The organism is Bacillus sp. 196mf (assembly GCF_003217275.1).
GTDB classification, from domain to species: Bacteria; Bacillota; Bacilli; order Bacillales; family Bacillaceae_G; genus Bacillus_A; species Bacillus_A thuringiensis_S.
In genome coordinates this window covers 185900-207882 of the sequence record NZ_QJTG01000008.1, presented here as the reverse complement: position 1 = coordinate 207882, position 21983 = coordinate 185900, and the positions used below count along the sequence as shown (strand labels likewise).

The window sequence follows — 21983 nt, the reverse complement described above, 5'->3', positions numbered from 1 at the left end:
CAACTTTAAAATCAGTTTTTAACTGTATATCTAACTTGTTTGAAGGTTACTATTTCTCCATCATCATCATCGTCTTTCGTTTGTAAAAGTTGAACTTTTGGTTTGTAGTCCGTCCTATGAGCGTGTTCGATATCTTTAATGTTAAGTTTGTAGGATTCACCATTTTTTAGTTTTTGTTCCAACACTTTTTTATTAGCAACATAAATAAAAGTTACTTTATTTTCATCAATGCCTTTAGTTTTAATTTCTAATTCATTGTCTTTTGCTGTAATCGTTGGTGTTAATAATTCCATACTGCCTTTCCCGCTTTCTAAAGAATTCTCTGCTATAGTTGAACATCCTGATAATATGATTCCAGTGAATAGAAGAACAGCTAATTTCTGTTTCATAACATCCCTCAATTCCATGTGATTTTTGATTTTGGTATTGCTAGATTACTAGTGTGGAGCGTAAATGTTTAGTTAGTACCCTCTTAATTGTACCATAATATGTAAAATGAAACAGGATGTATATCCAATTTGAGGGAGAATGAAAAATTTACTGATTTTTGTAAATTCGTATGTTTTAGCTTCTATTTCAATCGAAATGTAGACGAGAGAAAGAAATTTTTTTATAGAAATTATAATTTTTACATTTTACAATAATGATAGGGAATAGATGAATTCATTTACTTCGGAGGTAGTTATTTGAACATTAATGAGAAGGCAATTGAAATGTTTGAACAAAATAAATATGAGGAAGCAATGGAACTGTTTCAACAAGCAGTACATGAATCTAGAGACGTACAATCTCTCAATAATCTGGCTTGGATGTACTTTTATGAGGAAGAGAATGATGATAAAGCTCTTGAATTAATAAGAGAAGTTGTTAAGTTGAATCCTTCTTCATACTTTCCTTATAACATCTTAGGGGACATTTACATGAAACAAGAAAAATGGACAGAAGCGAAAGAAGCATTACAAAAGTCTATTTCGATTCAACCATCAGATGAAGCATATCATAATGTAGCTGTAGCGCATTATAACCTTGGAGAGCTGGAAAAAGCTTCAGACTTTTTCTTGCGAGTTGCAGGGGATTCGGACTATATCATGTATAGCTATGTAAAATGTTTAATTGATTTAGAACGAACGACAGAAGCAAAAGAGAAGTTAGATACTTTTAACAGGGAATCTGATAATTTTTTAGGGGAAATTAATGTAGCAGATTTATATGTTGAGTTGAATTGCTATAAAGAAGCAATTGAATGGTTCGAAAAGGGATATAAAGAATGCTGGAAAAGTCCTAATTGGATTGATAGATTTGTGTATGCCCTATATAAAACGAATAATTTCTCCCGTATAAATGAAGTTATACGGGAATCTATCGAAGCGAAAACAGCAGAAATAGAAGATGTTCAGAATGAAGAAGTAGAAGAAAACTGGACAGAAAATGATAAGAAAGAGTTAATTGAGGAATATACAGAAGAGAATAATTGTTATAAAACAATGGTAGAACGTATCAAATCTGGATATGTTCCAGGGTTAGAATTTGAAACTTATCATATAGGTGGGTGCTATTTGTTTGGTTGTAAAAGGCATAATCATCTTGAATATGAACAATAAAAAGATTCGACTGTCACATATGATGGTCGAATCTTTTTCGTTATAGGTCGCTTGTATTACATAGGTGTATATCCTCTTTAGAGGCCACTTTTTTTATATTCAAAATATGTAGTGAAATAAAACCAATAAGTCCTATTCCGCCAAAAATAAGCCATGGTGTATACATTCCGCTTAAGTTGGATGTAAAAGATGTACCGGTATAATTACCAATGATAAAACCAAATGCGAGTGATAGTTGATAAAATCCGAAGAAAGTGGCTGTATATGATTCATTACTGTAATTTGCAATAGCGATATCAGCGTTAGGTAATACGAGTGTTTCACCGATTGTAAATAAAATTACACAAATAAAGAGCCAATATGGGTGTTGAAATAAAGGAATGAGTAAAAAGGAAATACTCATTAATAAAACACCGTATTTAATAATCGAAAGTGTGTTGTATTTGTGGAATAATTTTTGGAATAATACCATAAATATGACGCCTGTTATCGCATTTATCGTAATAACGAGTGTAGCAAGTTGATTGCTATTACTAATGTTTTTCATATGAAGTGGAAGTGCGACAGTAAGCTGAGTAAACATAATATAGAAGAAAATCATGATAAAGGAAAACAGAAGGAAAGACTTGTTTTGTAAGATGGCCTGTATTCCTAATGTAATAGACGTGTTTTCAGTAGTGACTTGGAAGTGATTTTTAAGTAAGTAAAAGATAAAAGCAAATAACAGCATAAGAGATCCTGTTAGAGAGAAAGCGTAGAGTGGATCGAGTAAGAGTAAGAACCCTCCTGCAATTGGTCCGATTATTGCACCGCAATTAAAGCTAAGGTTTAAATATGTAAATAAATTTTTTCTCAAATGAGCTGGCTGTGAGCCAAATATAGCGCGAGCGGCAGGTTCGTAAAATGCAGTTCCGAAGCCAATAAGTGCAGAAGAAATAGAAATTGTATAGAAATCAGAGCATATTCCTAAAGCGATAAATCCGATTCCTCTCAAAAATAAACCAGCTATCATCATAATGATATAGCCTATTTTGTCAGCAATTAACCCTGAGAATAATGGGATAACTCGTGATGTAATTGTCATAACCGTCAACACTGTTCCTACTTGGACAGCAGAAAAATGAAGAAAGGTTAATAGATAAATAGCTAAAAATGCGTATACTGCAAAATATCCAAAAGACATAAAAAATGAAGAAATAAGCATGAAACGTATCGGTGTTGAGAAACTTTTCATAGAAATCCCCCTAATTATGTAACCAGTAAAATCATTTGATGGTTAACTATTTTATACTATAATTATACATAAAGTCAGAAAAAAGTAAATTTTAAGAAGAAGGTGGATCGAATTGAATCAAAACGCTCCAAATGAACTAGAATATATTCGGGAATTTTTAAATACATGGAGAATACCAAACGATACGAGAGAGCCAATTGATTTGCTGCAAACAAAAGAAGATATAAAGCTCTTTATGAAAGAATATTTTGATGAAGAGTTTCCATTTCATACGATAGAGGAATTAAGAGGTTTTCGAGAAGATATTCGGATGACAATTGAAGGCGAAGGATCATTGCAAAAATGGTTAGAGAAATACCCATTTCATGTACATATAAAGGATGATATGAAAGGTATTACATATGAACCAGTATATGAAGAGAATGTGTATACAAAAATGTTAAGCATTGTGTTAATGTCAATTCAAGAAAATGTGTGGGGAAGGTTAAAAGCATGTCCAGATTGTCGCTGGGTATTTTATGATTATTCGCGAAATGGAAGTAAAAGATGGTGCGGTATGTATGCTGGAGAAGAAGGAGGAAGAGCATGCGGTACGATTGCAAAAGTGAAAAACTACCGGGCGAAGAGAAAAGGGCGATCTGGTTATGATATGTAATTAATATTAGAGAAAGAAAAATGGATGGGGGGAATGAATAATATGAAAGGCACACAAATGCTAGCTACAAATAAAAAGTGTTGGGATACAGTTGCACCTTATTTCTTTCAAGTGGATTGTTTACCGAAATACGGACCGTATACGGCATCTGAAGATGAGATCCATTTGTTCGATTCAATTAAAGATAAAAAGGTACTTGATATTGGGTGTGGAAGTGGACATTCGTTGCAGTATATGGCGGAACAAGGGGCAAAGGAATTGTGGGGACTTGATCTTTCAAGTGCACAAATTGCAATAGCGAATAAGACGTTAAAGGATTGGAATCCAAAGTTAGTATGCGGAGCAATGGAAGAAGAAGGAGATATTCCGAAAGGGTATTTTGATATTGTATATTCCATTTATGCATTAGGTTGGACTTCAGATTTAAGAAAAACGTTGGAACTGATTTATTCATATGTAAAGCCAGGGGGAAGTTTTATTTTTAGTTGGGAGCACCCAGTATATTCAAGCTTACAGTATGGTACGGAAGAAGTTGCTATAAAGTCTTCTTATTATGAGGAAACGCCCATTACGTTTGAAACATTTAAAGGAGAAAATGTACAAGCGACATTATATAAGAGAAAAATAAGTACATACATAAATGAGTTAAATAGATCGGGATTTAAAATTGAGAGAATAGAAGAGCCTGAACCATCGAGCTCGCTTGATGGAGAACTAGCTGAGCCGTCTACGAAATATTATTCTTTATATAAAGCTAGAATGGTGCCAACTACTTTTATTATTAAGGCGAGGAAGTAAATTGTTTTATAAAAAGAAGCCTATCATTTCAAATAGATGAAATGATAGGCTTCTTTATTTTAAAAAAATGAGGTCAAAGGTGTACTTTTCTTATAAAAATGCATTTCATATAAAAGGTGTAATTATTTTGGGGAAGGGGGATTGTTGTGCGTCATCATAGAAAGTGCAAAAAATTTGGAGTGGCACTGCCTCTTCTGCTTATAGGAGCAACGGGTCCGACAGGTAATAGTGGTCCAATCGGTCCAACTGGAGGGCATGAAGGTCCTGTTGGTCCTACAGGGGTGACTGGACCGACGGGAGCAACTGGGCCCCAAGGTCCTCAAGGTATCAGGGGGATACAAGGTCCCCGAGGGACAACAGGAGCACAAGGAATACAAGGAGCTATTGGTGATACAGGAGAGCAAGGTATAACTGGCCCAACTGGTTTTCAAGGTGCTCAAGGATTAATCGGAAACCAAGGTCCAATTGGTGATATTGGAGTACAAGGATTAGAAGGAATACAAGGAGCTACGGGTCCTGCTGGTAGTCAAGGTATACAAGGCACACAAGGAATACAAGGGGAAATAGGTGAGCGAGGACAAACGGGAGCACAAGGAATGCAGGGAGAGAGAGGCATAACTGGAGTCTCGGGTGTAACTGGTCCACAAGGTTCTCAAGGTGTTCAAGGAATACAAGGAGAGCAAGGGGCTATTGGTATACAAGGAGAAGACGGCCTCCAAGGGATACAAGGAATTACTGGAGAGGAAGGGCCACAAGGAGCTCAAGGAATACAAGGTGAAGTGGGTCCAACTGGTTCTACTGGAATACAAGGTGCTCAAGGGATAAGTGGAATAAAGGGGATAACAGGTGCAATAGGTTTACAAGGACCACAAGGTGTGCAAGGAATACAAGGTATAACGGGAACAACAGGTTTTCAAGGGATAAAAGGAATAAGAGGTATAACGGGAGCGACGGGTAGCATTGGTATTCAAGGCTCAGAAGGACCACCGGGCGGTCCGACGGGAACAACAGGTCCAATTGGTCCATCTAGTGGGGTGACTGGACCAGCTGGCCCACCCGGTCCACCAGGAGGTCCAACAGGTCCGACGGGTGCGACTGGTTCAACAGGTGTAAGCGGAGGGATAGGACCAATTGGAGAGCAAGGAGAGCAAGGTATAACAGGTCCAACAGGTCCTCAAGGTGTAAGAGGAGCACAAGGTTCCCAAGGTGTAGTTGGAGCAGTTGGAGTACAAGGGGCACAAGGTCCTCAAGGTAACCAAGGTATAGCAGGTCCAACGGGTGCAGAAGGTTCTCAAGGAATACAAGGTCCGCTGGGAGTAATGGGTCCAACAGGTGCAGAAGGTCCTAAAGGTATTCAAGGTATTCAAGGTGTAATAGGTCCAACAGGTGCACAAGGAATGGTGGGAATACAAGGCGTAGCTGGTCCAGCTGGTGTTACAGGAGCGGAAGGAGCTCAAGGTGCACAAGGAATCCGAGGAGCAACCGGTCCTGCGGGATCACAAGGTATACAAGGAGTTCAAGGGATACAAGGAGAAACAGGAGCAGCTGGAACACAAGGTCCTCAAGGTGTTCAAGGGATACAAGGGACTACCGGATTGACAGGCACACAAGGTGCACAAGGTCCTCAAGGAGTGCAAGGAATAATAGGACCGACTGGAGCTATTGGTTTGCAAGGTCCTCAAGGATTCCAAGGAATAACGGGTCCAACAGGAGCGCAAGGAGTGCAAGGAATACAAGGTGTGCAAGGAATTATCGGTCCAACAGGTGCACAAGGAATTAGAGGTCCCCAAGGAAATACAGGGGAAGTCGGTATAACAGGCCCACAAGGAGTCCAAGGGGCGCAAGGTAGTCAAGGCCCACAAGGCCCACAAGGAAATGTTGGAATTACAGGTGCAACGGGTGAAACTGGAGCCACAGGAGCAACTGGGGCAACTGGACTGCAAGGTGTGCAAGGTGTTCAAGGGATTACGGGAATACAAGGAATAACGGGAACGACAGGCAATACAGGTGCAACGGGTCCGCAAGGAATACAAGGTATACAAGGAGTTCAAGGGTTGCAAGGCCCAATTGGAGCAAGTGGTGACAGGTGCTAGTGGTAGTATAGGCCCAGTTGGAGCACAAGGTAGTCAGGGCCCAAATGGCGTGGTGGGACCGACAGGAGCAACTGGTAGTGCAGGGTCAATAGGTTTCTTGGGAATAGCGGGAGCGACAGGAGCGACTGGCTTACCTAGCGGGGGCGGTTATTTCTTTTCTACTTCAACGAGTACAATTGCAGCGAATGCGTTAATACCAATTAATTCTGGATCTACAGTTTTTGGTTCTGATGTCAGTTTAACAAATGCAACAACTGTAACGTTAAGTACGCCGGGAATTTATTTAGTAAGTTATTATTTTCAAGGCGATCCAACTGCCGGAAATGAAACAATTTCAGTGAGGCTTACTTTAAATGGAACACAAGTCGCAGGGAGTTTTATTTTTTATGTTACAGGAGGTACTTTTATATTAGAACCAGCAGTTTCGAATACGATGGTCATTGAAGTTACTTCTTCAAATGCAACTTTGTCTTTACAAAATGGTCCGTTAGCTATCGGGCATGTAACGACATTATCTGGTGTGATAACAGCTAGTTTAAATGTATTAAAAATAGTTTGATACGTTAGTTATAACGGGGGAGATGCTTGTGAAGAATCAAGATAAGTGTAGCAAGTTTCAAGCACCTATTCCTTTTCCACCGCCAGGTATTACGGGGCCCACTGGTCCAACCGGTCCAACTGGTGCTTTAGGTGGACCAACTGGACCGCAAGGAATACAAGGCGTACAAGGTCCAATCGGTCCAACCGGCCCACAAGGAATACAAGGAGTGCAAGGGGTGCAAGGAGAAAATGGTCCAACCGGCCCAACGGGTTTAACTGGACCACAAGGTTCTCAAGGTAATCAAGGACCTGTGGGAGAACGAGGGCCACAGGGAATACAAGGTGTTCAAGGAATTCAAGGTGAAAGAGGTCCGACTGGTCCAACTGGTATTCAAGGGATACAAGGAATTCCTGGCCCAATAGGTCCAACAGGCCCAACAGGAATACAAGGTATACAAGGAATGCAAGGTGAAATCGGGTTAACAGGTCCAACAGGAATACAAGGTATACAAGGAGTACAAGGAGAAAATGGTCCAACGGGTCCAACTGGAAATACTGGTATACAAGGTGTGCAAGGTAATTTAGGAGGTAGTGGTTTACAAGGTGTAACAGGTATACAAGGTATTCAAGGTCCGATGGGTCCGACCGGTCCAACAGGTTCACAAGGAATACAAGGAGAACAAGGGCCAATGGGACCAACAGGCGCAACTGGTGTTCAAGGTTTACAAGGTCCACAAGGTGAGATGGGGGTAACTGGTCCAACAGGCTCTCAAGGAATTCAAGGAGTGCAAGGTGTAATAGGGCCAATAGGTGCAACTGGCTTGCAAGGGGATCCGGGTCCGACCGGCTCGACCGGTCCAACAGGGGTAACTGGACCAACTGGATCTGCAACGGGTCCAACCGGAGCAACGGGCCCAACAGGTCCGCCAGGAGGTCCAACCGGTCCAGCGGGATCACCAGGGGGGCCAACAGGTCCAACTGGAGCAACCGGAGCAACCGGGGCGACCGGAGCAACAGGAACGACTGGAATTCAAGGAGTGCAAGGAATACAGGGACCGACAGGTGCAACCGGTTTAACAGGTTTGCAAGGAGTACAGGGACCGATGGGGGTAACCGGTCCAACGGGTGATCAAGGAATTCAAGGTCCACAAGGAGTAATGGGATCAACCGGTCCAACGGGTTTACAAGGTCTACAAGGAGTACAGGGACCGATAGGAGCAACAGGCCCAACCGGTCAACAAGGAGTGCAAGGGGCACAAGGTCCAATTGGTCCAACAGGCCCGCAAGGAATACAAGGAATACAAGGTGAGCAAGGAGTAAGGGGAGCGACCGGTCCAACTGGTTTACAGGGGCTACAAGGAATCCAAGGTCCGAGTGGTCCAACCGGTCCTCAAGGAGTGCAAGGCGTACAAGGTCCGAGTGGCATAACAGGTCCAACTGGTCCTCAAGGAATACAAGGTATTCAGGGACCACAAGGAAGTATAGGCCCAACCGGTCCTCAAGGAATACAAGGTGTGCAAGGTCCACAAGGCCCAACCGGCCAGGCGGGGGCAACGGGTCCTCAAGGAATACAGGGAATACAAGGTCCAATTGGTCCAACCGGTCCCCAAGGAATACAGGGGATACAAGGCGTGCAAGGTTCCCAAGGCCCAACTGGTCCAACCGGCCCTCAAGGTCTACAAGGAATAACCGGTCAGTCGGGCCCAACCGGTCCAACCGGAGTAACAGGTCCGACTGGAGCAACGGGTCCCCAAGGTCCACAAGGAATCCAAGGTCCACAAGGAGTAACCGGCCCAACAGGGGCAACCGGCGAGGCGGGAGCAACGGGTCCTCAAGGTCCACAAGGAATCCAAGGACCACAAGGAGCAACAGGTCCAACTGGAGCAACCGGCCAGACGGGAGCAACGGGTCCTCAAGGTCCACAAGGAATCCAAGGTCCACAAGGAATAACAGGGCAGGCTGGAGCAACCGGCCAGACGGGAGTGACTGGTGCAACTGGACCAACCGGAATCCAAGGCATACAAGGAATAACTGGAGCAACAGGGGGAACGGGAGTAACAGGCCCAACAGGTGCTACTGGCCCAACGGGCTTAACTGGAGCAACAGGATCATCTGCTATATCTACAGGTGGTGGCTATTTCTTCTCTACATCAACAAGTACAGTTGCAGCAAATACTAACATTCCAATTAATTCTGGATCCACTGTATATGGAACGGGTGTATCTTTAACTAGTGCTACGACAGTCACAGTAGCGACGCCAGGAATATATTTAGTAAGCTACTATTTCCAAGGGGATGCAAATGGTGGAAATGAGACAGTATCTGTTAGATTACTATTAAATGGAACGCAACTAACAGGGAGTTTTATACAAAACGTAACGACATCAACTGTAGTAATCGAACCAGCTATTTCAAATACACTTCTTGTGAATGTGACGAGTGCCAATTCAACATTAATATTACAAAATGGCCCGTTAGGTGTAGGGCATGTGACTACTATAGCAGGTGCGATTACAGCAAGTTTAAATGTAGTGAGAATTTTATAAAGAATATAAAAAACACAAGGAATGTCTTTGTAAGACACACCTTGTGTTTTTTAATATTAAATAAACATTTTCTTTATCTTTTCGGTTGAAAAATATGCTGAAAGAAGTATTTGTGATGTAAGTTATCTACAACTTTATTTGCTTGATATGTGCGTTGTTTTTCAATTCGTAGTCTTTGCTCCATCATTTTTATTGCGTGATCAGATAAACGTAACATAATACATTCTCCTTTTCTATAAATATAGGTGACTATTTGATATCGATCCCATATTTATAATTAAGGAGGCAAAATGTGTAACATAGGCAAAAAGCACCTTCCTCTCCCATTACGCTTACGAGGTTAGCTGTCGGACTCGGGAAGTGAGAGTTTCCCTACTTAAAAAAGATTCGCCCCAAGTAGCATAGCTACAAAAATGGTTCCCCCGCTCCAAAATTTGGACTCAGCAAAAGGTTTTATAAAGTAAAAGATAACATAAATAAATTGACGAGTCAAACTATTTATTGTTTTCTGATTTTTTAAGTGAGGTTAAAACCACTCCATCGGGTAATATGATATCCTTTACTTCAATAAAGCCATGTTTTTTATATAAAGACAGAGCAGGGGTGTTTTCTTTCCCTGTTTGTACAATATATGTTTTGGAAGGGGAAAACATATATTGTACAAACAGTAGTAGTTTTGTTGCAATCCCTTTATGAAAATGATTAGGGGATACTACTAAACGATGAATATCCACTTCCTCTTCGTCTACTTTAAAAGAAATAAACCCAGCAAGTGTATCTTCATAAAAATAGCCGTAGAAAATTTCATCACAGGATTGAATATCAGCTACAGTATCATAAAGGCGAGGGATAGCTGTACTATTTATATATTTTGCCTCAATTTCATAAGCTGGTATTTGAATGCTTAAAATAGAAGTAGCATTTTTGTGAGAAGTTGTTATTAATTTTTGAATCATAGAGAAAGAACCTCCTTGTTGGCTGTATTTTCATAGATTTGACAAGATTTTTCTTTATTGGATATAATAATTATAATAGTTACATAACAATTTAGTATGAAAAAGAAATACACCATAATAGAAATGGAGGACTAAAAATGGGATGGATTATCACATTAATAGTTGGTGCTATTATAGGTGCAATTGCTAGTTCTATAACGGGTAAAAATTTCCCAGGTGGTATGTTCGGAAATATTATCGCAGGTTTATTAGGTGCTTCGTTAGGTGGTAGATTATTTGGATCCTTTGGGCCATCATTTGGTGGGATTCATGTCGTGCCAGCATTATTAGGTGCAATCGTGTTAATTCTTATTGTATCATTTGTAGTGAAAGCTGTAAGGAAATAGAGATATAGATTATGATGAAGAGCCCTGAATAAGGGCTTTTCATCATTCGAAGAGGTGGTTTCATTGGAGAAAATAAATATAAGAAAAAGAGATAAGTTAAGAAAGTTTTTTAGAGAACAAAATTATTTGGCGGTATTACTTGGATTTGCGTTATTGTTCATTAATATTTTATTGCTAACAAAAATATCATTTGTTTTTACACCGTTTATCGTATTTTTAAAAACAATTTTCTTCCCAGTACTATTAGCGGGCGTGCTATTCTATATTTTACATCCATTCGTTTCGCTTTTAGAAAAGAAAGGTGTTTCAAGAATCGTATCGATAGCCTCAATATACTTAATAGTAATTGGATTATTTGTGTTTTTAGTTTTAACGGTTATTCCTATTATCAAAGATCAAATTGACGCATTGATAGATAATCTACCATATTTTGGTCATGAAATCGAAAGGGCAGCACGTAGATTTGGGGAAAGTAACTTACTCGGTAAAATTCAGGAGAATTTAAATATTGATGTTGCGAATATTGTAAAAGACTACACAGTTGATTTTACAAAGTCATTATCATCAGTAACTGGTAATGTAACTGGATTTTTGAGTACTATTACAGAGGTTGTTTTAACATTTGTAATGGTTCCATTTATATTGTTCTATCTTTTAAAAGATGGTGAGCAATTACCGAATCACTTTTTAAAGTTCATTTCAGAGCAAAGACAACCAGCAGCAATGAGAATACTAGATGATATGCATTATGCGATTAGTTCGTACATTAGGGGGCAAATTATAGTTAGCTTGTTTATCGGTATTATGCTATTAATTGGTTACCTTATTATCGGTATTAAATATGCAGTACTACTCGCTATTTTAGCGATGATTGTAAATATCGTTCCGTACGTAGGACCAATTATCGCCATTACACCAGCGTTAATTATTGCGTTTATTGATTCGCCAGGGATGGTTTTAAAGGTAATTATTGTAATGATGGTTGTACAATTAGCAGAAGGTAAATTTATTTCTCCGCAAGTTATGGGTAAGAAGTTAGATATCCACCCAATTACAATCATATTTATTATTTTAACTGCCGGAAACTTATTCGGGATTATGGGCATTATTTTAGCCATTCCAGGATATGCGATATTAAAAGTGTTAGTTACACACGGTTATAGATTTGTTAAGTTGAATACATGAAAAAAAGAGCTAAAACAGTGGGAACTGTTTTAGCTCTTTTTTATTAACAATTCATTTGCATATTGGCGCGCCCATTGATCCGCTTCCAATATAGCATCAAGTGAAGGATCTTTTACATTATGATGAGCTTCAACTGTTTTGTAAATTGTTTTTTCAATATCGAAAAAGGCAATTTCATTTTTTAAGTATAGTGCATTCGCAATTTCATTTGCTGCATTTAATACAGCGGGAGTAGTACCACCGATTTTGCCACATTCATATGCGTATTGTAGACAAGGGAACTTCTCTAAATCTGGTTTTTCAAAATGTAAACTACCGATTTCTAATAAATTTAATTTTTCATAGGAAGAAGGTAGCCGAGCAGGATAGTGAAACGCATATTGAATCGGCATTCTCATATCAGGAGCACCGAGCTGTGCCATAACTGATCCATCAATAAATTCTACTAAAGAATGAATGATACTTTCTTTATGAATCATTACATCAATTTTTTCATACGGAATATCAAATAGCCATCTCGCTTCCATTACTTCAAAGCCTTTATTCATTAATGTGGCAGAATCAATCGTTAGTTTTGCACCCATTAACCAGTTTGGATGTTTTAAAGCGTCCTTAGCTTGTAATGTTTGCATTTCTTCACGTGTTTTATCACGAAAAGCACCACCGGAAGCTGTTACAATTAACTTCTCAATCTCTTTATTATTTTCTCCGTTTAAACATTGGAAAATAGCTGAATGCTCACTATCTACTGGAATTAAGCGACATCCGTTTTGTTTCGCTAGTTCAGTTACGATATGTCCAGCTGCAACCAAAGTTTCTTTATTAGCAATAGCGATATCTTTCTTCGCTTTTAATGCTTCAATTGTTGGGAGTAATCCTGAAACACCTACAACAGAGCTTAATACAAGATTTGAATCAGGGTGAGTAGCTACTGCAATTAAGCCATCAGTCCCGTGTGTAATTTTTGTATTTGCTGAAATACGCGTACGAAGCTTGTCTGCTAAGTCTTTTGTCGCAACGCTTACAATACGAGGTTGAAACGTTTTGATTTGTTGCTCAAGAAGATCGATATTATAATTTGCGGTTAAACCAACGATTTTAAAATGTTCAGGATGAGCTGAAACGACATCTAATGAAGATGTGCCGATGGATCCTGTTGAACCTAAAATTGATATATATTTCACCATGAAAAAACCTCCAAAGTTGTTTCGAATATTTCTACAAACCTATATAACATTAGACAATTGAAGTGGAAATTCCTGCTATATAAAATAGAAAATTAGGGTTTGTTTGGAAGTGAAATGTGATAAACTGTAAAAAATAACGAAAAAGCAATGAAAGAGAAGAGTACATATTCGAAACTTTTTAGAGAGCTGATGTGTGGTGGAAATCAGTAAGGGATGAATATGGAATGGGCTCTGGAGCTTCTAACTGAAATGAGTAGGTAAAGACGGTTACTTCACGTTAAGAAGTTGAAGTGAGCTATAATGATAGCTAATTAAGGTGGTACCGCGGGAGTCTCTCGTCCTTTTTTAAGGATGAGAGGCTCTTTTTATTTTGAGAAAGGAGGAGTTAGTGTGAGTGAGAAAATAATGTTAACAGGAATTAAGCCGACAGGTTATCCGCATTTAGGAAATTATATTGGTGCGATTAAACCTGCATTACAAATGTCAAAGAATAATGAAGGAAAAGCATTGTACTTTATAGCTGATTATCATGCATTAAATGCTGTTCATGATCCAGAGAAGTTCAGCAGTTATACGAAAGAGGTAGCAGCTACTTGGTTATCGCTTGGACTTGGAGAAGATGTTATTTTTTATCGGCAAACAGAAGTGCCGGAGATTCTAGAATTAGCTTGGATTTTAGCTTGCCTAACTCCGAAAGGTCTTATGAACCGTGCTCATGCGTATAAAGCGAAGGTGGAGCAAAATAAAGAAGCGGGTTTAGAGGTAGATGCAGGAGTGAATATGGGATTATATACGTATCCGATTTTAATGGCGGCGGATATATTACTATTTCAAGCTACTCATGTACCAGTTGGGAAAGATCAAATTCAGCATATTGAAATTGCACGTGATATTGCGACGTATTTTAATCATACATTCGGCACGACATTTACACTTCCGGAGTATGTAGTGCAAGAAGAAGGAGCAATATTACCAGGACTTGATGGAAGAAAGATGAGTAAAAGTTACGGGAATGTGATCCCATTATTTGAAGAGAAAGAAAAACTACGAAAGTTAATATTTAAAATCAAAACAGATTCTTCACTTCCAAATGAACCGAAAGAACTAGAAACGTTATTTACGATTTATAAAGAATTTGCGACGGAAGATGAAATACAGTCGATGAGTGAAAAGTATGAGGCTGGAATCGGATGGGGCGATGTGAAAAAAGAGTTATTTCGCGTTGTAGATCGTGAGTTAGCTGGACCTCGTGAGAAATATACTATGTATATGAATGAGCCGAATTTATTATACGAAGCTTTAGAAAAAGGTGCTGAGCGAGCAAGAAAAATCGCGAAGGTAAATTTAGCGGAAATTAAAAAACGGATTGGATTTGAGAGGGGGCGCTGAGCGTTCCCTCGTTTTTCGATATAAATTATTCTTTATATCGATACGTAGAGCAAGGAGTTCGCACTTCTTTTCCGAACTTATTAGTTGCATATATGAAAAAGTATGCTAATATAGGGTTGCTTATTAAACGTGTTTAATAAGTTTAATTAAAGGCACTTATTAAAGGTATTTAATAAGTGCATCCCATATAATAAAAAAGGAGAGGATTGTATGAAAACGGAGAAAGAAAAGATGGTGGCAGGAGAAATGTATATTGCTGATGACGAAGAATTGGTGGCTGATAGGGTGGAGGCAAAACGTTTAACACGCCTTTATAACGAGGCGATGGAGACAGGAGATGAGAGGCGTTTTACGTTGTTAAATCAGCTTTTAGGTTCTTCAGCTGATGGGAAATCCCAAATTAATCCTGATTTTCGTTGTGATTACGGCTACAATATTCATGTCGGAAAGAGCTTTTTCGCAAATTTCAATTGTGTGATTTTGGACGTTTGTGAAGTTCGAATTGGTGATAATTGTATGTTTGCACCTGGTGTTCACATTTATACTGCTACTCATCCATTACATCCGGTGGAACGAAACTCTGGCAAAGAATATGGAAAACCGGTAAAGATAGGTAACAATGTTTGGGTTGGCGGAGGCGCTATTATTAACCCTGGTATTTCAATTGGAGATAATGTTGTAATTGCTTCAGGGGCAGTTGTGACAAAAGATGTACCTAATAATGTAGTTGTTGGTGGTAACCCAGCTAAAGTTATTAAAACGATAGAAGAGTAAAAGGTGTTTCATATGAAGAAAGATTTTGCGGAAAATGATACAAAGACGCTACTTGTCTCTCGAAATGCTCTATTCCTCTTATTTGCTTTGCCAGGTGTGGCATTTGCTACATGGATTTCTAGAACAGCAGCTACTCGAGATATTTTAGCAGTGTCAAATGCAGAAATGGGCTGGATTTTGTTCGGATTATCTGTCGGTTCAATAATTGGTTTACTAAGTGCAAGTCATTTTATTGACGGTAAGGGAGCTAGAGACGTTATTATAGGCAGTATGTTTTTTATGATTGTTGGATTGCTTTGTTTAGGTATTACTATTTATTTTGTTTCTAGTATGGGGGCTTTTGGTAGCTTACTAGTATTTGGAGTAGGATATGGATTAGCAGAAGTCGCATTGAATATAGAAGGTTCTGCCATTGAGCAGAAATTAGGAACAACTCTTCTTCCGAAATTCCATGGTTTTTTTAGTATAGGAACTTTAGTAGGCGCGCTTAGTGGTTCTGCCGCCATCTCGCTTCACATCCCGATTCTGTATCAATTTCTTGCGATTTCGGTCATGTTTGTATTACTTGTATGTATGTTGTATCGTTTTCTTCCGCATGGAACAGGAAAGAAGGAGAAATCGCGGAACAAAAAGCGAGCGAAGCATACTTCCTTACGTATGGAAAGAAGGGTGCTTTTACTTGGTCTTTTCGTGCTTGGAATGGCATTTGCAGAAGGGAGTGCAAATGATTGGCTACCTATTGTGATGGTAGATGGACATGAGCAAAGTGTAGTAACAGGTTCTATTATGTACACTATTTTTGTATTGGCAATGACATTAGCTCGAATGTGCAGTAGTTATTTTCTTGATCGATTCGGTCGTGTCGCGGTTATGCGTGCTACTATTATGATGGCGATTATAGGAATGACAATCGTCATATTTGGGAGTAACTCATATTTTCTAGCACTTGGTGTAGTACTGTGGGGGATTGGTGCCGCGTTAGGTTTCCCGATTGGGCTTTCTGCTGCTGGAGATGACAGTGAAAATGCGACTTCTAATGTTGCTGCAGTTTCTATCATCGGTTTTACAGCGTTTTTAGTCGGACCACCATTTTTAGGAATACTTGGAGAAGCATTCGGAATACGTAATGCTTTGCTAGCTGTTTTATTATTTGTTATCTTGTCTGGAATTGTATCGTCTGTTATGAGAGAGAATGCATTGAGTTAAATACGGAGTGCCGCTAGTAGAAATATATCATCTCTATTGCTTTAGAAAATGATGTATGATATATTGTCAACGCAACTTATTAAAAGTGTTTAATAAGTATGTTGATTAAGGTGGTGAGCGATTTGAGTGAACAATTTGTTACTCAAAAATCGATTAAAGAGACGATCCTTCGCGGCATTCGTACAGCTCTTCTAGAGCGAGGTAGTGCAACGAAAGTTGAACTTAGTAATACATTAGAAATCAGTTTTCCAACGATAAGTAAATTTATAGAAAAAATGAAACAAGACGGTGAAGTCACTTTAGCCGGTTTAGATGATTCAAGTGGTGGAAGAAGAGCAAAACGATATGAATATAATCCAGAATATATGTTAGGTTTAGCGATATTTTTAGAAAAAAATGAGACGAACTATACAATTTTTAACTGTTTAGGGGAAGTAAAAGAACAAGGCAGTACTTCAAGTGCATTAATTGATACGGGTCTAAGTGTATTGACAGAACATATAGAAAGTCTTATAGCTACGTTTCCAAAGATAAGTTCAATCTCAATTGGTGTTCCTGGTGCTGTCGATAATGGGCGTATTTTCTATATTCCTGGATATGAAAAGTTCCAAAATTTTAATTTGAAAAGTCACTTGGAGGAACTGTTTTCTATACCAGTAGTAATAGAAAACGATATGAATGCTGCAGTGCTCGGCTATCATAAAAATACTGGAAACAATGAAAATTCCTCTCTTGTATATTTGTATTCAGGTCAAAATGGCTCAGGTGCGGGGATTATGGTAAATGGAGATGTCGTACGCGGAAGCACATTTTTCTCAGGAGAGATATCTTTCGTCCCGCAGTACGATAATAAAAATTTCTTGCAAGCTTTGAGAAGTGAAGATTCGAATAATCCAGAGGAATATAATATAGATGCTATTACTCGTTTAATAGCTACATGTATAGCTATTATTAACCCTCATGGATTCATCTTCTGTGATGATGAAGTGAACCAAATTGTAATAGATCAGATTGTAAAAAGTTGTCCGCAGTACATTCCGGCAGAACATATTCCGAAAATAACAGTGAGCAACTGGAAAGAAGATTATTTATATGGGTTAAAAAGCCTTGGACTTGATCTTATGATTACGAGAACAAATAAAGAAAATTAAATGTACTGGCAATGAAGCATCCAATTGCCAGTTCAATAACATAAAAGAAAAGGTGTCGATTATGAAAATTGAACATGTAGCAATTTGGGTGAATGATTTAGAAAGAATGCGTGATTTTTATAAACAGTACTTCGGTGGTGAAGAAAATAGCTTATATCACAATCCGAAAAAGCAGTTTGAATCTTATTTCATAACTTTTGAAGGCGGTGCGCGTCTAGAACTTATGAAGCAGGTAGGGATAGACGAGAAAGTACAAACACAAACAATAGGATATGCGCATATTGCTTTTTCAGTAGATAGTAAAGAAAAAGTGAACGAATTAACTAATACATTAAGAGAAGCAGGATACTCAGTGTTAAACGGGCCGCGTACTACAGGGGATGGTTATTATGAAAGTGTAGTAAGTGATCCTGAAGGAAATCAGATTGAGATAACAATCTAACATTATATTAACTAATAATTGATAAAAAATAAAATTTTGTTGTTCCCCAAAATGTGTACGAGAAACCTATTATTTCTGCAGAAAGGGGGACATAATGTTGAGTGAAATCATTTTTATTTTCTGTATATATCCATTGCTTGTTTGTATTGTTTCAATAGCTGGAGCATATAAAGTAGGTAGATTTTATGTGATGCCAATAGTAACATTTCTTATTTTTCTTATGTTAAATGTTACAGTGCACGATCCAGCATTTTTCTTTTGGGTGGGCATGTATACTATTCTTTCATTTATTGTTTCTTATATAACTATCCTTTTTATAAAGGGATATAAAGTTGTAAAAAGAGAGCGTTAATATCATTTTGGGGAAATAGGGATTTACGGTGAACGATAACAACCTCATTTCACGTTGTAATGACGGGAAATGAGGTTGTTTGATTTCTATTTTTTATTGGATTGATGAAAATCGCGAAGAATCTTCTCAATGACTGGATGAAGATTACTAGGTAACTCATCAAGCGGAAAGAAGCGTAATTCTTTCGATTCCCTTTGATCGCATACAAGCTCACCGTGGAATTCTCGGCAAATATAAACAACGAGTACACCATGTACTTGATCACCATTTGGATAGATTTGAAAGAAGTCTGGTCCTGAGTATGTACGGAATAATTCTGGCTCTTTAATAATAAGTCCAGTTTCTTCAAACACTTCTCGTTTTAAAGCATCTTCTAACGTTTCGTTATATTCTAGGGCACCGCCAATAATGCCCCAGCGTTTAAAATCTGTACGGAGCTGCAGCAATACTTCATCTTTTTCATTTAATATAATGGCGTGTGATCCTATTAAAATAAGTGGATGATTTCCTACTAGATTTCTCATATCTTCAATATAACCCATGTCATTGCTCCTTGTATTTAATAATAGTTAGGAAGTTCTTTTAACATTCTTTCTGTTTTACGTGCTGTAAAGGCTAAGTTATGGTCATCTTTCGTTCTGAAAAATAATGTGCGTAAAAAGGTTTTAATATTGGCACATAAAATACAATACTCAGTAAGCGAAAGGCGTTTTCTAATTTGAGGAAGCCTTTTTATTTTTTTTTGAATAATAGAAATTAACTCGTTTTGAGGGAAATCATGATACAGCATTGCTAGTAATGGAGTAACGATGCGCTCATCTTCGTTATTATGAAAAAGGTCAGATGGAATAAAGATTTTATTTAATAAACAATGAATTAATTCTTCGTACCATTCAAAAGTGGTATACGTATTATGAACAATTTCAGTAAAGGCATCAGATACGTGAGCAAGACAATGAGCCCATCCTTTATTTTCGATATAGCCCCGAAAATCTGTTTCTAAGTTTGTGTAAGTAATGAGTTTATTTTTTATTTCTTTGATATCCTCCTCTGTACAAAAGTAGTGCGAATTAGCGAATTGGAGTATTAACGCAATTAACGAAACAGTGTAAGAACGTGTGAAAACCCCATCTGTATGTGGGGAGTAAATGTCACAATATAAATACTCATCACTTAAACAAGTTTGCAGAAGTAATTTCAGCTGATCGTCCATAAGGAATTCATGATGAATGAAATGCGCAAAACATTTATATATAAGTTGGTAACGAACGTAGCTATCAGTCGTTCCGATATACTGAAGCATGTTCAAAGTTAACTCATTTACGTCTATATGTTGCAGTTGCGTATAGTCATTTTGTTGTATAAGCTCTAACTGTTGTTGCAATGCTGTAATATCCACTGGAGAACCTCCTCCGCACTTTAAAGATGGGATCTTTTCTAGTATTCTATATATTCAAGGACAATCCTGCTCATGCAAGGAGAACGATTAGAAATTCGAGTATGATATAGATGAGGGAAGAATATGACGACGATAGAACAGTTAGAAAAACATTTTAAAATAAGAAGAAGTGCTTCTTCTATTATGATAAAAGAAAATAATGCAGAGATTTTTACAGAAGAGCAATTAGAGGAAATGATGCAGTATTGCGTTGCCGAAGCTAAAAAAGGTGGATTAGAAAAACTACATTTTGAAATCTCTTCAAAAAGTCCAAATTATGATGTGTATAAAAAATGTTTTGAAACGTATTCATTTGAATATGTTACGGAAAACATGATTGTATTTAAAGATATATATGAAGTAGAAGATGCAGAAAGTGAAATTGATTTTAAGCTTATTGAAGAAGTAGGGGAAGAGGCTTTTTATTCACTGTGGAATGAAGCGACGGGAGAACCAGTCGCTCATGATCAATTTGTGCATATGATGCTACAAGAAATTGGTGAGCAATGGAAAGAACATTGCTTAACAGCGAGTGTCGATGAAGAGCCGATAGGAATTGTAATCCCGCATATTGAAAGAGGTACGTTAGAAGAAGGGAAACTTATGTACTTCGCAGTTACTCCAAATATACGTAACAAGGGATATGAAGCTGCACTATTTGCAGGTGCGATGTTTGTCTTAAAGGAAATAGGTGCATCTTATTATATTGGTGAGACAAATATACAAAATGAGTGGATGAAGGATGTTTTTGAAAAGAACGGATGTCAGTTGCTGAGTTGTACTGAGCGGTATGTGAGGGAGTTTTAAGATATACCCTGGGACACATCTAGTGGGAACCCGTGTACAAATTTTGAACAAGTAAAAGAACTTTTCGCCTGTTTGTAAGATAAAAAGAAAAATGAGAACGACAAAGTAGATATTTGTATAATAAAATAGAGTAAGATTTGACTATAAGAGAAAGCGTTGGTGAAAGAATGGAGCAGCAAAGAAATTGGCTACAAGCAACTGTAGAGAGAAATGAAGATAATACGTTACAAATAAAATGGGAAAATAATATAGAAGAAGTTCGTATTTATTGGAGTACTTCACCAGATCGTATTGAAGAAAATGGAGAACTACTTGCAACTGTAAATGGAGAATTATCATATACAATTGAAAACCCGAGTGAAAATGAACGTCCATATTTTAGACTAGTAGGAAGTAATGGACAAGCAGTGACAGTAGCTGAGCGTAGATTGCCATTACAAGGTGCGTTTAACTTCCGTGATATGGGTGGATATGAAACGACTGAAGGCCGTAAAGTGAAATGGGGCAAATTATACCGTTCTGAAGAATTAGCAGGACTAACAGAATGGGATATTGCGTATTTACAAAAGTCTGGCTTAAAGTTAATTTGTGATTACCGTACAGACTTTGAAGTGAAGCATAAGCCGAATCCAGAAATTACAGGTGCTCGTCAAGTGTGCTTACCAGTTATGCAAGACTTAGCGAAAGACTTAAATATAAATGAGTTTTTCCAAGTTGGTGACCTTTCTATGTTAGGAAAACCAGGTGAGTATCTTGTGAAAATGAATCAAGATTTCGTAAGTGGCAACGAGGCATTCGTGAGCTTCTTAAACTTAGCGCAAAACCCGGAAAACTTACCGTTAGTAAACCACTGTACAGCTGGAAAAGATCGTACTGGATTTGGTTCAGCATTATTATTACTTTTACTAGGCGTACCGGAAAAAACGGTAATGGAAGATTACTTATTAAGTAACGGATTCCGTGAAAAGTTAAATGAAAAAATGATGGCCTTTTTAGGTGCGAAATTACAAAACGATGAGAGCAGAGCGATATTAGGTGCAATGTTTGAAGCGCGCGCCGAATATTTACAAGCTGCGATTGGTGAAATTCAAAAGCAATACGGATCAGTTGAAGCATACGCTGAAAGGGCTCTTGGCTTTACGAAAGAGTCGTTAGAGGAAATGAAAGAGTTACTGCTGGAAGAAAAGTAAAAAGAAGGGAGGCTGGTTTTAATTAGCCTCCCTTTCTTATTGTTGTTATAATT

The 21983-nt window shown here is 38.2% G+C and carries 21 protein-coding genes, 1 pseudogene, 1 riboswitch and 1 other annotated feature; of the genes and pseudogenes, 15 read left to right on the top strand and 7 right to left on the bottom strand.

Annotated features, from left to right (window positions below; genetic code table 11):
- Positions 1–11: 11 nt before the first annotated feature.
- Positions 12–407 (bottom strand): hypothetical protein, encoded by a 396-nt coding sequence (locus ATL10_RS14475; protein ID WP_002041528.1) that lies wholly within the window; start codon positions 405–407, stop codon positions 12–14.
- 279 nt (positions 408–686) lie between these two features.
- On the opposite strand from ATL10_RS14475, the gene ATL10_RS14470 reads away from it, so the two are divergent.
- Positions 687–1601, top strand: coding sequence for a tetratricopeptide repeat protein (locus tag ATL10_RS14470; RefSeq protein ID WP_090977540.1), 915 nt, complete (start codon positions 687–689; stop codon positions 1599–1601).
- Positions 1602–1641: 40 nt separating this feature from the next.
- On the opposite strand, the gene ATL10_RS14465 is transcribed toward ATL10_RS14470, so the two are convergent.
- Positions 1642–2835, bottom strand: a complete 1194-nt coding sequence (locus tag ATL10_RS14465) for an MDR family MFS transporter (RefSeq protein WP_110497074.1) — start codon at positions 2833–2835, stop codon at positions 1642–1644.
- 112 nt (positions 2836–2947) lie between these two features.
- Between ATL10_RS14465 and ATL10_RS14460 the strand changes: the two genes are divergently transcribed.
- From ATL10_RS14460 to ATL10_RS14445, 4 genes and pseudogenes are all read left to right on the top strand, one after another.
- The gene (locus tag ATL10_RS14460) at positions 2948–3490 is read left to right on the top strand and encodes a CGNR zinc finger domain-containing protein (RefSeq protein ID WP_001072944.1); all 543 of its coding nucleotides are present in this window, start codon (positions 2948–2950) and stop codon (positions 3488–3490) included.
- Positions 3491–3532: 42 nt separating this feature from the next.
- Positions 3533–4288 carry a class I SAM-dependent methyltransferase gene (locus ATL10_RS14455; RefSeq protein WP_110497072.1) on the top strand — a complete coding sequence of 252 codons (756 nt, stop codon included), beginning with the start codon at positions 3533–3535 and terminating at the stop codon, positions 4286–4288.
- Positions 4289–4434: 146 nt separating this feature from the next.
- Positions 4435–6940: pseudogene (locus ATL10_RS14450) on the top strand (collagen-like protein).
- Positions 6941–6962: 22 nt separating this feature from the next.
- A complete protein-coding gene (locus ATL10_RS14445) occupies positions 6963–9467 on the top strand; it encodes a BC_3345 family exosporium-associated protein (protein WP_110497070.1) in 2505 nt (834 codons plus the stop codon).
- Positions 9468–9540: 73 nt separating this feature from the next.
- On the opposite strand, the gene ATL10_RS31280 is transcribed toward ATL10_RS14445, so the two are convergent.
- Both ATL10_RS31280 and ATL10_RS14435 read right to left on the bottom strand, forming a co-directional pair.
- Positions 9541–9684: a hypothetical protein gene (locus tag ATL10_RS31280; RefSeq protein WP_000945243.1), complete on the bottom strand. Its 144-nt coding sequence runs from the start codon at positions 9682–9684 to the stop codon at positions 9541–9543.
- Positions 9685–9780: 96 nt separating this feature from the next.
- Positions 9781–9923: riboswitch (cyclic di-AMP (ydaO/yuaA leader) on the bottom strand.
- 38 nt (positions 9924–9961) lie between these two features.
- A complete protein-coding gene (locus ATL10_RS14435) occupies positions 9962–10423 on the bottom strand; it encodes a GNAT family N-acetyltransferase (RefSeq protein WP_110497068.1) in 462 nt (153 codons plus the stop codon).
- 137 nt (positions 10424–10560) lie between these two features.
- Here ATL10_RS14435 and ATL10_RS14430 point away from each other — a divergent pair, with 137 nt between their 5' ends.
- Both ATL10_RS14430 and ATL10_RS14425 read left to right on the top strand, forming a co-directional pair.
- Positions 10561–10809, top strand: coding sequence for a GlsB/YeaQ/YmgE family stress response membrane protein (locus ATL10_RS14430; protein WP_000539734.1), 249 nt, complete (start codon positions 10561–10563; stop codon positions 10807–10809).
- A gap of 63 nt (positions 10810–10872) precedes the next feature.
- A complete protein-coding gene (locus ATL10_RS14425) occupies positions 10873–11994 on the top strand; it encodes an AI-2E family transporter (protein ID WP_000411478.1) in 1122 nt (373 codons plus the stop codon).
- Between the two features lie 29 nt (positions 11995–12023).
- Here the strand turns inward: ATL10_RS14425 and ATL10_RS14420 are convergent, their stop codons facing one another.
- Positions 12024–13181, bottom strand: coding sequence for a 1-deoxy-D-xylulose-5-phosphate reductoisomerase (locus ATL10_RS14420; RefSeq protein ID WP_098562547.1), 1158 nt, complete (start codon positions 13179–13181; stop codon positions 12024–12026).
- A gap of 138 nt (positions 13182–13319) precedes the next feature.
- Positions 13320–13527, top strand: a binding site (T-box leader).
- A gap of 44 nt (positions 13528–13571) precedes the next feature.
- Here ATL10_RS14420 and ATL10_RS14415 point away from each other — a divergent pair.
- The 6 genes from ATL10_RS14415 (at position 13572) to ATL10_RS14390 (ending at position 18495) form a co-directional block, all read left to right on the top strand.
- Complete coding sequence (locus tag ATL10_RS14415; protein ID WP_098236396.1) at positions 13572–14570, top strand: tryptophan--tRNA ligase; 999 nt, start codon at positions 13572–13574, stop codon at positions 14568–14570.
- 210 nt (positions 14571–14780) lie between these two features.
- Entirely contained in the window at positions 14781–15344 is a 564-nt protein-coding gene (locus ATL10_RS14410) for a maltose O-acetyltransferase (protein WP_090977552.1), read from the top strand.
- A gap of 12 nt (positions 15345–15356) precedes the next feature.
- A complete protein-coding gene (locus ATL10_RS14405; RefSeq protein WP_110497066.1) occupies positions 15357–16550 on the top strand; it encodes an MFS transporter in 1194 nt (397 codons plus the stop codon).
- Positions 16551–16672: 122 nt separating this feature from the next.
- Complete coding sequence (locus ATL10_RS14400) at positions 16673–17701, top strand: ROK family transcriptional regulator (protein ID WP_142669962.1); 1029 nt, start codon at positions 16673–16675, stop codon at positions 17699–17701.
- 61 nt (positions 17702–17762) lie between these two features.
- On the top strand, positions 17763–18143 hold the full coding sequence (locus ATL10_RS14395; RefSeq protein WP_000687573.1) for a VOC family protein: 381 nt from the start codon (positions 17763–17765) through the stop codon (positions 18141–18143).
- A gap of 97 nt (positions 18144–18240) precedes the next feature.
- Entirely contained in the window at positions 18241–18495 is a 255-nt protein-coding gene (locus tag ATL10_RS14390) for a YbeF family protein (protein ID WP_098015291.1), read from the top strand.
- A gap of 86 nt (positions 18496–18581) precedes the next feature.
- Here ATL10_RS14390 and ATL10_RS14385 read toward each other — a convergent pair whose 3' ends face one another.
- Both ATL10_RS14385 and ATL10_RS14380 read right to left on the bottom strand, forming a co-directional pair.
- Positions 18582–19037, bottom strand: a complete 456-nt coding sequence (locus ATL10_RS14385) for an NUDIX hydrolase (RefSeq protein WP_097924193.1) — start codon at positions 19035–19037, stop codon at positions 18582–18584.
- 17 nt (positions 19038–19054) lie between these two features.
- Entirely contained in the window at positions 19055–19894 is an 840-nt protein-coding gene (locus ATL10_RS14380) for a DUF2785 domain-containing protein (RefSeq protein ID WP_098015247.1), read from the bottom strand.
- Between the two features lie 123 nt (positions 19895–20017).
- On the opposite strand from ATL10_RS14380, the gene ATL10_RS14375 reads away from it, so the two are divergent.
- Together ATL10_RS14375 and ATL10_RS14370 are read left to right on the top strand one after the other, a co-directional pair.
- A complete protein-coding gene (locus tag ATL10_RS14375; protein ID WP_110497063.1) occupies positions 20018–20740 on the top strand; it encodes a GNAT family N-acetyltransferase in 723 nt (240 codons plus the stop codon).
- A gap of 167 nt (positions 20741–20907) precedes the next feature.
- The gene (locus tag ATL10_RS14370) at positions 20908–21930 is read left to right on the top strand and encodes a tyrosine-protein phosphatase (protein ID WP_098015245.1); all 1023 of its coding nucleotides are present in this window, start codon (positions 20908–20910) and stop codon (positions 21928–21930) included.
- The last annotated feature ends 53 nt before the right edge of the window (positions 21931–21983 follow it).

What these genes read in the sequence shown, in the direction of transcription:
- ATL10_RS14405 (WP_110497066.1), top strand. Translation starts at nt 15,357, where the DNA reads ATGAAGAAAGATTTTGCGGAAAATGATACAAAGACGCTACTTGTCTCT.
- ATL10_RS14455 (WP_110497072.1), top strand. Translation starts at nt 3,533, where the DNA reads ATGAAAGGCACACAAATGCTAGCTACAAATAAAAAGTGTTGGGATACA.
- ATL10_RS14420 (WP_098562547.1), bottom strand. Translation starts at nt 13,181, where the DNA reads ATGGTGAAATATATATCAATTTTAGGTTCAACAGGATCCATCGGCACA.
- ATL10_RS14385 (WP_097924193.1), bottom strand. Translation starts at nt 19,037, where the DNA reads ATGGGTTATATTGAAGATATGAGAAATCTAGTAGGAAATCATCCACTT.
- ATL10_RS14445 (WP_110497070.1), top strand. Translation starts at nt 6,963, where the DNA reads ATGCTTGTGAAGAATCAAGATAAGTGTAGCAAGTTTCAAGCACCTATT.
- ATL10_RS14475 (WP_002041528.1), bottom strand. Translation starts at nt 407, where the DNA reads ATGGAATTGAGGGATGTTATGAAACAGAAATTAGCTGTTCTTCTATTC.
- ATL10_RS14395 (WP_000687573.1), top strand. Translation starts at nt 17,763, where the DNA reads ATGAAAATTGAACATGTAGCAATTTGGGTGAATGATTTAGAAAGAATG.
- ATL10_RS14370 (WP_098015245.1), top strand. Translation starts at nt 20,908, where the DNA reads ATGGAGCAGCAAAGAAATTGGCTACAAGCAACTGTAGAGAGAAATGAA.
- ATL10_RS31280 (WP_000945243.1), bottom strand. Translation starts at nt 9,684, where the DNA reads ATGTTACGTTTATCTGATCACGCAATAAAAATGATGGAGCAAAGACTA.
- ATL10_RS14430 (WP_000539734.1), top strand. Translation starts at nt 10,561, where the DNA reads ATGGGATGGATTATCACATTAATAGTTGGTGCTATTATAGGTGCAATT.
- ATL10_RS14375 (WP_110497063.1), top strand. Translation starts at nt 20,018, where the DNA reads ATGACGACGATAGAACAGTTAGAAAAACATTTTAAAATAAGAAGAAGT.
- ATL10_RS14435 (WP_110497068.1), bottom strand. Translation starts at nt 10,423, where the DNA reads ATGATTCAAAAATTAATAACAACTTCTCACAAAAATGCTACTTCTATT.
- ATL10_RS14410 (WP_090977552.1), top strand. Translation starts at nt 14,781, where the DNA reads ATGAAAACGGAGAAAGAAAAGATGGTGGCAGGAGAAATGTATATTGCT.
- ATL10_RS14465 (WP_110497074.1), bottom strand. Translation starts at nt 2,835, where the DNA reads ATGAAAAGTTTCTCAACACCGATACGTTTCATGCTTATTTCTTCATTT.